Genomic DNA, 10,919 nt, shown 5'->3' with positions numbered 1-10,919 from the left:
TAGGCAATTCAGTTACGCGAAATTACGCTAAAAGGCGTTTGCGCGCCGCGTTTTATAATCAAAAAGACGCCATTGTTAGCGGAATTTTTATATTAATCGCAAAAAAGCGGATCGTAGATATGAGCTTTGAAGACATTGAGCGAAATTTAAAATGGGCGTTTAAAAAGATCGGCGCAGTAAAATGAAGAGATTTTTTATAGCCGCAATCGGGTTTTATCGAAAATTTATTTCGCCTTTGCTACCGCGCTGTTGCCGTTATTATCCGAGCTGTTCGGAATACGCGCTTTATGAGTTTAAATTTAACGGTCTTTTTCGCGCTCTTTGCGCTACGGCCGCTAGAATTTTAAGGTGCAATCCGCTCTTTAGCGGTGGCATAGATTATCCGATAATCGCGCGAAATTTCAAATTTTGCGTATTTTCAAAAATCTGCGAAGGCGGCTTTAACGCGCGCGCGCAGAAATTTAAGCTTTGGTTTATACCATATAAAAAAAATAGATATTACGTCATACGACTAGGAGAAAATAGTGCTAGATAAACTTCCTCAATCAAAGCGCCTTGCTATCGCAATAGCAACTGCGCTCATATTTTTTGTAGCTTACGATCATTTTTATTTATCAAAAATTCGCGCCGCAATGGAGGCAAACGCAACCGCGGCGCAAATCGCTCAAAAAAATGCTGCCAAGTCCGCTCCGCAAACTTCCGCCGATGGCGTGAGCGCGCAGGGAGCAAATTTAAATACCGCGAATTCCATCTCTGCACCGTTAGTGCGCGTGGTTGGCAAAGAAGCAAATTTCACGATCGACGGGCTCGGTCGCATAAGCTCGTATGTGCTAAATGATGCTAAATTCCGTGACGAAAACGGCGATGCGATAAATTTGATCGATCCTAAATCGCATTCCAAGCCGCTTGAGATACGCTTCGAGGATGCGGCGCTAAAGGCTAAAGCCTTTTCTACCCCTTATAGGGCCTCTGCCGCGACGCTAGATCTTAGTAGCGGCGAAAAGAGCGTCGTTTTGACGCAGGATTTAGGCGAACTTACGATAAGTAAAAATTTGACCTTCTATCCGAACGGCAGCTACAAGCTGGACGTGAAACTGAGCAAAAACGCAGCTTATTTCATAACCCCCGGCTCGCGACCGAACGTAGTCGCCGATAGCAACACCATCCACGGCGTCGTGGTTATGAAAGACGACGAGAAGTTGGAAATTTTTGAAGACGGCGACGTTAAAGATAATAAAAAAATCGCGAAGGCACTCTTTGCGGCGGCTTCGGATAGGTATTACACGACGCTGTTTTACGGGCGGGGGCTGGATACCACCGTGACCGATAGCGATAAAATTTCACAGGTTCTTATCAGATCAAACGGCGAGTTTAGCGCGGCAGGATACATCGGACCGAAGGATTATAAAATTTTAAATTCTATCGATCCTAAACTTACTAAAGTGATCGAATACGGCCGGTTTACCTTCATCGCCCGCCCGATGTTTAATTTCCTAAACTGGCTGCACGGCTATATCGGCAACTGGGGTTGGTCGATCGTCATGCTTACGCTCATCATCCGCCTAATCCTATTCCCGCTAAGCTACAAGGGAATGCTATCTATGAACAAGCTAAAGGATCTGGCGCCTAAGATGAAGGAGCTTCAGGAGAAATATAAGGACGATAAGCAAAAGCTGCAGATGCATATGATGGATCTGTATAAGAAAAACGGCGCCAATCCGATGGGCGGCTGCTTGCCGATCCTGCTTCAGATACCGGTATTTTTCGCGATCTACCGCGTGCTGCTTAATGCGATCGAGCTAAAGGGCGCGGAGTGGGCGCTGTGGATCCACGATCTGTCGCTTAAAGATCCATATTACATCCTGCCAATTACGATGGGAATTTTGATGTTTTTGCAGCAAAAGATTACGCCGACTACGTTTACCGATCCGATGCAAGAGAAGATGATGAAATTCTTGCCGCTCATTTTTACGGTATTTTTCGTAATGTTCCCGGCGGGTCTTACGCTATACTGGACGGTAAATAATTTCTGCTCCATTATCCAGCAATACGTCATTAATAAAGCCTTTGCTAGGCATAAACAAGCTCAAATAGCGGAGAAAAAATCATGATAATTGAAGCAGAAAATTTAAAAGACGCATATAATAAAGCAGCAGCTGAGCTTGGATGCTCAGTAACGCAACTTAACGTGCGCGTCTTGCAGCATCCAAGCGGCGGATTTTTGGGCTTTTTTAAAAAAAATGCCGTAATAGAAGCGGTTTTGGAAGGGGAGAAATTTAGCGAAAATCCGGAATTTAGCACTCCGCAAAGCAAAGTCGGTAAAGCAGAGAAAAAGCAGGGCGACAAATCAGAGTCTCAAAGTCCGCGCGCCACGCATTCTAAACATCGCAAAGAAAAGCAAAAGGGCGTTGTGACGGATGAAATTTTATCCGATATCAAAGAGAAGCTATCTGCACTTTTTAGATCAAGCGAGTTTAATATTGAAGTTAGCGATGTTAGCAAAATCGACGAAAATACCGTCTATATCAAGCTGCAAGGCGAGGATAGCGCGCTTTTGATAGGCAAAGAAGGACACCGCTACAAGGCACTTTCGTATATGATTTATAACTGGATCAGCATTAGATATGATCTTGCTGTGGTTTTTGAAATCGCGGAATTTTTACAAAATCAAGAACGATTTATCGATTCTTATGTAAATGCGCTCGTGGAGCGCTCTGGAAATGAGCGTATCGTCACGAAGGCTTTTGATGGCGCATTTATCAAAATTGTAGCCGATAAGCTAAAACAAGCATATCCGGATCGTTTCGTGGGTATCAAATCCACGCGTAGCGGCAAAATCGTCATCGTAGACGAAAAAAGCTAATCGTGAGCGAGACTATCGCCGCTATCGCTACGGCTCACGGCATCGGCGGAATTTGCATAGTTAGAATTTCAGGCGAGGAAGCGCTATCTATCGCTCTAAGCCTTTCACATCGTAGCTGTTTGCGACCTCGCTATGCCACGCTTGTGAATCTTTTTGACGAGAGTGGCGAAGCGTTCGGCGAGGCGATTTTGATATATTTTAAAGCTCCGCATAGCTTTACCGGCGAAGATGTCGTAGAAGTGCAGACCCACGGCGGCTTTACGGCTTCGTCCTTGGCGTTAGATGCCGTTCTGGCTATGGGCGCGCGTATAGCAAATCCGGGCGAGTTTAGTAAGCGAGCGTTTTTAAACGGTAAAATGGATCTTAGTAAAGCCGAAGCCATAAGCGATCTGATTAATTCGCGCTCGCAAAGTGCGGCTAAAATTTTAGCTAGAAACCTGCGGGGCGAGCTGGCAGACTTCGTTGCAAATCTGCGCGCAGCTCTGGTTAAGACGTTGGCCTTCGTCGAGGTTTGCATCGATTACGCGGAGGATGATCTGCCCGCAGATGTGCTGCAAAACTCGCAAGAAATGCTTAGCCAAAATATCGCTTCGCTAGAAAAAATCACTCGCATCAGCCGCAGCCGCAAGGGACTGATCGAGGGCTTTAAAGTAGCGATTGTGGGTAAACCTAATGTCGGTAAATCAAGCATTTTAAACTCTATGCTGAGCTTTAATCGCGCTATCGTGAGCGACGAAGCGGGCACTACGCGCGATCTTATCGAAGAAAGCCTGCAGATAGGCACTCATCTAATCCGTATAGTCGATACCGCAGGTATCAGACACAGCGGCTCAAAGCTCGAGAGTATCGGCATTTCATATTCGCTTCGCGCTGCAAGCGAGGCAGACGTGATTTTGGCAGTGTTTGACGCAAGTCGCGAATGGGACGCCGAGGACGCGCAGATCTTAAAAATATTGCGTGAACAAAAAGACAAAAAAATCATCTACGTTTTAAATAAATGCGACTTGCCGCGTAAATTTCATCCTAGCACAGAGGATCTTGGCGATGATTTAGAGGCTTTTTCTGCAAAAAATTTAGCATCCGAAAATCCCATATCAGAGAATTTCGCAGCCGAAAATTTAAAGCAAAGTCGGACCTGCGATGCTTCTTTAAATTCCTGCGCGCAGAATTTAAAAGCTAAAAATTTAAAGCGTGACTTAAGCGCGCAAAATTCTACTTCCACAAATTCCACGCCTACAAGCCAAACAGTTCTTGCGAATTTCATAAATTCAAAGGAACAGAATTCCGCCGCAAAAGCGGGACTAGCGTCGCCAAATACCGAGCGCGCTACTGCAAGCTGTGCTGCGGAGAATTTTACGAAAGATGATTCCAAACAAAATTCTGCAAATTCCATCGCTCCTAATAGCTCTGCAATAAATTCCGCTAAGCAAAATACCCAAGCAAATTCCATTTTTGCGCCACTTGAAATTTCTGCAAACGAGGGTGTGGATAAAATTTTAACCGCGCTGCAGAGCTACTTAAATTCTCAAAATTTCGATGGCCTTATGCTAAGCAACGAGCGGCAAATTCTATCTTGCGAGAGCGCGCTTGCGGCTCTTAAAAACGCGAGCGAGCGCCTAGCTTGCGGCGAGCTTGAGCTTTTTGCATTTGAGATAAATCGCGCGATTGAGGCGATTGCACGTATTTCGCGTCCATTTGAGCGAGATGAAATTTTAGACGAAATGTTTAGCAATTTTTGCCTCGGTAAATAGCGTTTTAGCTACTAATTAGCCAAAATTCAATATAATCTCGCATTTAAAACGAGGTCTTTATGAAGGAAAAAATCCAATATTTTTTGGCGCTGGGTCTGATAAAATTTGCAAAATTCGCGCCGAAAAGCTTCATATTCGCATTTTTCGATAAGCTCGCACTTTTCGCATCGTGGAAGCTTAGTAGGCGCGTTAAAGTCGCGCAGGATAACCTTCGCGCCGCTTATCCACAAAAAAGCGAAAGTGAGCTTCACTCTCTTGCGATCGAGAATTTTCGCAGTATCGCTAGGACGCTTACCGACACGCTTTTATTTTACAACGGCAGACTAAAATTTGATGATCTGATTTCAAACGGCGAGCAGGCGCTAGAGCGCGTCCGAAAGCTAAAAGGTGATAATCCGCACGGGATTTTATTTTTTACCGCACATTTTGGAAATTGGGAAATTCTAGCTAATTTTTTCGGCGCCAATGGCTTTCCCGTCTCGGTAGTCGGGCGTCGCAGTGATAACGAGCTGATCGAAGAGCGGCTCGTGGCGCCGTTTCGCGAGCGCTACGGCAATGACCTCATTTACAAGGACGATGCGATGCGCAGGCTCGTGCAGGCGCTAAAGCAGGGGCGCAACGTAGGCATTCTGCCCGATCAAAAGCCGGGCCCTAAAAATAGCCTGATTACGACCTTTTTCGGACGACAGTGCTACACCACGAAGACTATCGCGTCGCTTTATTTGAAATTTCGCCCCGTGCTGATACCCATTTTTGCGCGCCGCGGAGAGGATGATCGATACGAGATTGTGATCAAGGATTTCCCGCCGCTACCTGAGGGGCTAAATAAGGACGAGGCCGAGCTGTTTATCACGCAAAAGTGCAACGACATTTTCGAAGAGGTCGTGCGAACCGCGCCGCAGCAGTGGTTTTGGATACACAAACGATGGAAGATGGACTGATGGTGCGGCAAATTTCAAGAGGCGAGAGCAAACAGGGCGTCATAAGAAATTTATCCGCTCCGCAGAGCTCGCGCCTTTTTGCAAAAGAGCAAAGCGTCGTAAATTTAGGTAGTGCCGCGCGAGAAGGTAAAATTTTAAATCGCAAAAATTTCGTAGCGATCGCCGTCGCGCGAGATTGTAAAAATTCGGACTTCCAAAACTTCATATCGGTTTGCGGCTGTCCCTCTTGCATTTTGCGCCGCGAAAATTTTAGAGCTAAAAATTTAAGGGCGGGCGCCTCAAGCTGCGTATGTCGCGCAGGCGGCGGCTCTCTAAATTTAAATAGCGAAAGCTCCTGCGCAAATCCGTCCGCCGCTAAAAATCCGCATAGAAAAGCGCTCATCTTAAGCGACGGCCGCAAGGGGCACGAGAACCAAAGCATCGCATTTTGCGAGTTGAGAGGGCTTGAGTTTTGCATTTGTAAGATCGCTTACGCAAACAAGCTTCTTAAACTCTGCTCCTACGCGCTTGATTTTTTCGGGCTTTATTTTAAAATTTTTAAGTGCGATCTCGGTAGGGGCGGCACGGCGACGGACCGTAAAAACGGATCAAATTTAAATAATACCTCTTTAAACAGCCCCGCTGCATCAGATAGCATAAATCTAGATGCCGCGCCGAATGGCACCAATTCAGACGCTCCGGCAGATCGCAATTTAAATTTCGCAGATTTCGATCTGTTCGTGAGCGCGGGCTCTACGACCTATTACGCGCTGAAATTTTACGCGCGCAGATACGCTAAGCCGAGTATAGCACTAATGTATCCGAAGGGCTACCGCAAGGATTTTAGCGTCATCATCGCAGGCGCACATGACTACCCAAAGCCGCGCGCAAATCTTAAGATTTCGCCAGTCTCGCTTAGCTTTTCGCGCCCGCAGGGGCTGTACCGGCCGCAGCGTAAATCCATCGGATTTATCATCGGCGGGCCGAATTCCTGCTTTGAGATGGGGGATGAAATTTTAAAGCAGATTGAAGGCGTAAGAGCGCAGTTTGCGGACTGCGAGTTTGCGCTAACGACCTCTCCGCGCACGCCGCGGGCTACCGAGAGCGCGCTAGCTAAGCTTAGCTGGGATTATAGCGTGATTTACAGCCGAGAGCCCGTAAATCCGATCGGCGATTTTTTGACGCAGTGCGAGTGGGTCTTTATCAGCGAGGATAGCGTCTCGATGATAAGCGAGGCTGCATCTAACGGGAACGCGAGCGTAGCTATTTTGAGTTTAAAGCGCAAAGACGCTCATAATAAATTTGACGATTTTATAAGTGCTCTCGTTTCTACGGGTTATGCTAGGCGATACAGCGAGGGCACGAAGCTAAAAAAGACCGCAAAGTACGATCTTAAGGCGTTTGTAAGGGAGATAAAAATATGAGGGTCGTGCAAATCCTGCCCGAGCTGAACGAAGGCGGCGTCGAGCGCGGCGTAGTCGAGCTAAATAGGGAGTTTGCGCGGCGCGGCATCGAAAATTTTGTTATCAGTAACGGCGGCAAATTGGCGCCAAAGATAGAAAACGAGGGCGGCGTGCACGTGCAGCTCGACGTTTGCTCTAAAAATATCTTAAGCGTTGCGGCGCGCGCTTTAAAGCTGCGTAAAATTTTAAGCGAGATCGCTCCCGACATCGTGCATGTCCGCTCCCGCGTGCCGGCGTGGTTGGTTAAATTTGCCCATCCCAAAGCAAAGATCGTAAGCACCGTGCATGGGATAAATTCTGTAAATTTCTACAGTAAAATCATGACGGATGCGGACGCGATCATCTGTCCTAGCGGCTATGCGCGCGATCACGTGGTGCGAAACTACGGCGCGGATGCGGCCAAGATCACGATCATTCCGCGCGGTATCGATCTAGTAAAATTTAATCCTAAAAATTTAGACGAGCGCTTTATCGCGGAATTTAGACAGAATTTTAACCTCGCGCAGGATGATTTCATCGTCTCGGGTGTTGGGCGCATCACGCAGATTAAGGATTACAAAACCCTGATCCGCGCCGCGGCTTTGTCGAGCGAACAAAAGCTTAAAATTTTGATTGTGGGCGGCGTGCGAGCTGATCGCGACGAGTATTTTTCCGAGCTAAAATCGCTCGTAGAGGGGCTTGGCCTCGGCGAGCGCGTGATTTTTGCAGGCTCGCAGAGCAAGGTAGCCGAGATTTACTCGCTCTCGTCGGTCATGGTAAGCGCTTCGAGCAAGCCCGAGAGCTTCGGGCGTTCGATGGCTGAGGCGATAGCGCTCAACTGCCCGGTGATCGCGACCCGTCACGGCGGCGCGCTCGATATCGTAAGAGAGGGCGAAAACGGCTATTTTTTTGACGTTGGCGATGCGCAGGCGCTGGCGGAGCTGTTTGCCCCCTCGCGCGAGCTGAAATTTGACGGCTACGGCTACGTTTCGCAAAACTTCAGCCTAGAGCAGATGGTAGAAAAAACGATAAAGGTTTATGAGAGTTTAATATGAAAAAATTTTTTTACGAAAACGGCGCGCCTAACGGCTGGAGGATCACATTTTTAACGCTGCTACTTCTTTGGTGCGCGTCGCTATTTTTTAAAAACGCGGTCTATCAGATCTCCTTTGCGGCGCTAAATTTATTCTTTTTGGCGCATCTATTGTATTTCAAAAACTACGAAATTTTAAGCGAAATTTTGAAAAAAACGCGATTTATCGCGATCTGCTTCGTCTGTTTAGTGGCGACGCTAGCGATCTCAAACCTCCTAAACGAGGCTGTTATCTCAAAAAAAGCATGGCAGAGCACGCTATTTTTCATCCTTCGATACGGCGCGATATTTTTGGTACTTTGTTATTTTTACAAGCTCAAATTTTTTGATCAAAACGCCGTTTTTGCCTTTCTGTTCGTAGGGCTTGGAATTTTATCGGCGAGCGCGATCTATCAGTTTGCAAGTAGCAGCGACGCAATCGTCTTTTCAAGCGACTCTGTTCGCGGAGGTCTTAGCGGAGCGCTTTCGAACCGCAATATTTTAGGGCTTTTTATGGGCTTTGGGCTCTGCCTTAGCGCGGTGGCGATATGGCGGCCTTTGGCGCTTAAATTTGCGGCTCTGCTTTTGTTTGCGTTTTTTATGATCTTTTCATTTTCCAGAGCGGCGTGGGTCAGCGCGTTCTGCGCGCTTGCGTTTTACGGCGCGCTAAATTTAAAGAGCCTAAACAAAAAATACCTACTTTTCACGGTAGGCTTCATCGCGATTTTTGCTGTTTTGCTTGCGCTTTCGCCGTCGTTTGAGCAAAGGCTAGCAGCGCTATTTAGCGGCAACTCCTCAGGCAGAACCGTGATTTGGAGCTATATTTTAGAGATGGCGCAAGAAAAGCCTATCTTAGGCTACGGGCTGGGCTCATATATAAATTTGCCGGGCTCCCCGGTCCTTGAGCATCCTGAATATAACGCGCCGCACAATCTATTTTTAGAAATTTTACTTTATAGCGGCGTGCTCGGCCTCGTCTTCTACGGCTTGATCCTATTTGGCGTTTTTAAGGAGTGCATTCAAAGCAGGCAGTTTGGGGTTCTCACGCTTCTGATATATCTTTTGATAGATTGCCAGTTCGATCACGGCGCGTATCTGTCGAAAGAAGCTCTAAGCCTGGCTACGATACTAAGCTTTTTGGCTTATCGCATGAGGATCGAGCGATGATCTACGCGGCGGTTTTGGCTTTTGCGGCGCTTTTTGCGTGGTTTTGCCTGCGCTTTGCGTGGTGGGCGAAGGATCTGCCTTACGAGTATCCGCGCGTGCTGATGTATCATATGATCCGAGAGCATCTGCCAAAGCGTGCTTCTAAATTTAACCGTCTGCGCGTAAGTCCCGCCGCGTTTGAAAAACAGCTTGCGTGGCTGAAGCGAAGCGGCTTTACGAGCTATACTTTAAGCGAGCTTGCGAGTTTGAATGAGAAGCCTGCAAAGGCGGTTTGCATTACCTTCGACGACGGGTATCGCGATAATCTCACGGGCGCCCTGCCTCTTTTGCAAAAATACGGCTTTAAGGCGACGATTTTCATCGTGAACCGGCGCTTTGACGGGAATTGGGCGACCGATAAGGATCTGAAAAAATCAAGCGACGAGCTAAATCGCGAGCAGATGCTAAGCGACGAGGAAGTTCGTGAGCTTTTGCGAAGCGGGCTCATCGAGATCGGCTCGCATACGCTCGATCACGCAAACTTGCCTAGCTTGGATGCGGCAGAGCAGCTACGCCAGATGAGCGAATCAAAGCGCGAAATAGAGGCGAAATTTGACATCTCTTGCAGCGCCTTTGCCTATCCGTTCGGCTTTTACGACGAGATTAGCGTGCGCTGCGCGCGCGAGGCGGGCTTTAGCTGCGCCGTCACGACGCAAAACGACGTGTTGCGCCCTCACTACTCAAATTTTGAAATTCCGCGTATCATGGTTAGCGGCAGGCAGGGGCTTTTTAGCTTCATTTTGAAGATGAAGAAGGGCAGAAATAGATGAAAATCGCCTATCTTTGCTGCTCCAGATTTTACGGCGGCGTCGAAAAGATCGTAATTGACTCGCTAAATGAGCTTTGCAAAAGCGAGCAGGCGGCGCTAATCGTACCCGCGCGATGTGAGTTTTTGCAGCGCCTGGATGCGCGCGTGCAAATTTATCAGTACAAAAGCCGCGACAAGCGCTACAATCCGTTTTTGTTCGCTGAAATTTATCGGTTTTTACGCTCGGGCGGATTTGAAATTTTACATTCGCACGGCGCCAAAGCCGCGCAGATCGGCTTTGTAGTCGAAAAATTTTTAAGTCTTAAGCTTGTCGCGACCAAACATAACGACCGCAAGGCGCCCGTTTTTGATCGCGTGCGAAACGTCATCGCAGCCTCTCGCAAGGTCGCAACCACGATAAATCACGCTACGAAGGTGATATATTTCGGCATAGAGCCGCGACGGGAGTTTGCAAATCATGAAATTTTCGCGCGCTGCAAGGACGCGGAGGGCGCCGCAAACATGGCGCTCGAGGAAACAAAGGATGCGCGCAGCGACTCGGATGCTGCTGCGGGCGCGTCGCGAAACATGGCTGGCGCTGCATTTGCGTCGCAAGATACGCCTTTCGATGCGGACGCATCGCAAAATAAGACTAGCAGTGCATTCGTATCGCAACAGGGCGCAAACGCGGCGGCGGAAAATTTTAAATTTAGCATCGTCGCGGTCGGCAGGCTCGATAAGATCAAGGGTTTTGATCTTTTGATCCGCGCCGCAAGCGAGCTGAAATTTGATTTCGAGCTTAAAATTTACGGTCAGGGCGGCGAGAGGCAAAATTTACAAAATTTAATCGATTCGCTAAATTTACGGGACCACGTGCGGCTGTGCGGCTTTTGCGATGATGTCGCGGCTGCGCTTGC

Annotated in this window: 11 protein-coding genes; all 11 read left to right on the top strand. The window is 47.9% G+C overall.

The genetic code is table 11. The features are described 5' to 3' along the window. A partial coding sequence (locus tag Q0095_RS09730) for a ribonuclease P protein component (protein ID WP_297883326.1) occupies nt 1-185 on the top strand: 185 nt, incomplete at its 5' end. Then, the gene (gene yidD / locus Q0095_RS09725; RefSeq protein WP_297883325.1) at nt 182-535 is read left to right on the top strand and encodes a membrane protein insertion efficiency factor YidD; all 354 of its coding nucleotides are present in this window, start codon (nt 182-184) and stop codon (nt 533-535) included. The genes Q0095_RS09730 and yidD, both read left to right, overlap by 4 nt. Continuing rightward, complete coding sequence (gene yidC, locus Q0095_RS09720) at nt 525-2,111, top strand: membrane protein insertase YidC (RefSeq protein WP_297883324.1); 1,587 nt, start codon at nt 525-527, stop codon at nt 2,109-2,111. The genes yidD and yidC overlap by 11 nt, the downstream gene beginning before the upstream one ends. Continuing rightward, complete coding sequence (locus tag Q0095_RS09715; protein ID WP_297883323.1) at nt 2,108-2,863, top strand: Jag N-terminal domain-containing protein; 756 nt, start codon at nt 2,108-2,110, stop codon at nt 2,861-2,863. Before yidC ends, Q0095_RS09715 begins: the two co-directional genes overlap by 4 nt. Before the next feature lie 2 nt (nt 2,864-2,865). Then, a complete protein-coding gene (gene mnmE / locus Q0095_RS09710) occupies nt 2,866-4,614 on the top strand; it encodes a tRNA uridine-5-carboxymethylaminomethyl(34) synthesis GTPase MnmE (RefSeq protein ID WP_297883322.1) in 1,749 nt (582 codons plus the stop codon). A 59-nt stretch (nt 4,615-4,673) separates the two neighbouring features. Further along, nucleotides 4,674-5,555, top strand: a complete 882-nt coding sequence (locus tag Q0095_RS09705) for a lysophospholipid acyltransferase family protein (RefSeq protein ID WP_297883321.1) — start codon at nt 4,674-4,676, stop codon at nt 5,553-5,555. Beyond that, nucleotides 5,525-6,958: an ELM1/GtrOC1 family putative glycosyltransferase gene (locus tag Q0095_RS09700; RefSeq protein WP_297883320.1), complete on the top strand. Its 1,434-nt coding sequence runs from the start codon at nt 5,525-5,527 to the stop codon at nt 6,956-6,958. Before Q0095_RS09705 ends, Q0095_RS09700 begins: the two co-directional genes overlap by 31 nt. Further along, nucleotides 6,955-8,031: a glycosyltransferase family 4 protein gene (locus Q0095_RS09695; RefSeq protein ID WP_297883319.1), complete on the top strand. Its 1,077-nt coding sequence runs from the start codon at nt 6,955-6,957 to the stop codon at nt 8,029-8,031. Before Q0095_RS09700 ends, Q0095_RS09695 begins: the two co-directional genes overlap by 4 nt. Then, the gene (locus tag Q0095_RS09690) at nt 8,028-9,215 is read left to right on the top strand and encodes an O-antigen ligase family protein (protein WP_297883318.1); all 1,188 of its coding nucleotides are present in this window, start codon (nt 8,028-8,030) and stop codon (nt 9,213-9,215) included. Before Q0095_RS09695 ends, Q0095_RS09690 begins: the two co-directional genes overlap by 4 nt. After that, nucleotides 9,212-10,024, top strand: a complete 813-nt coding sequence (locus tag Q0095_RS09685) for a polysaccharide deacetylase family protein (RefSeq protein ID WP_297883317.1) — start codon at nt 9,212-9,214, stop codon at nt 10,022-10,024. Before Q0095_RS09690 ends, Q0095_RS09685 begins: the two co-directional genes overlap by 4 nt. Further along, nucleotides 10,021-10,919: glycosyltransferase (locus Q0095_RS09680; protein ID WP_297883316.1), on the top strand; the 899-nt coding region annotated here is incomplete at its 3' end. The genes Q0095_RS09685 and Q0095_RS09680, both read left to right, overlap by 4 nt.

Source organism: uncultured Campylobacter sp. (assembly GCF_938045535.1).
GTDB lineage: Bacteria > Campylobacterota > Campylobacteria > Campylobacterales > Campylobacteraceae > Campylobacter_B.
Note: the sequence above shows the minus strand (reverse complement) of the source record. Positions and strands in the feature narration are given on the sequence as shown.

Excerpts from the sequence above, each read along its gene's own strand:
- yidD (WP_297883325.1), top strand. The coding sequence starts at position 182 with ATGAAGAGATTTTTTATAGCCGCAATCGGGTTTTATCGAAAATTTATT.
- Q0095_RS09685 (WP_297883317.1), top strand. The coding sequence starts at position 9,212 with ATGATCTACGCGGCGGTTTTGGCTTTTGCGGCGCTTTTTGCGTGGTTT.
- Q0095_RS09705 (WP_297883321.1), top strand. The coding sequence starts at position 4,674 with ATGAAGGAAAAAATCCAATATTTTTTGGCGCTGGGTCTGATAAAATTT.
- Q0095_RS09690 (WP_297883318.1), top strand. The coding sequence starts at position 8,028 with ATGAAAAAATTTTTTTACGAAAACGGCGCGCCTAACGGCTGGAGGATC.
- Q0095_RS09695 (WP_297883319.1), top strand. The coding sequence starts at position 6,955 with ATGAGGGTCGTGCAAATCCTGCCCGAGCTGAACGAAGGCGGCGTCGAG.
- Q0095_RS09715 (WP_297883323.1), top strand. The coding sequence starts at position 2,108 with ATGATAATTGAAGCAGAAAATTTAAAAGACGCATATAATAAAGCAGCA.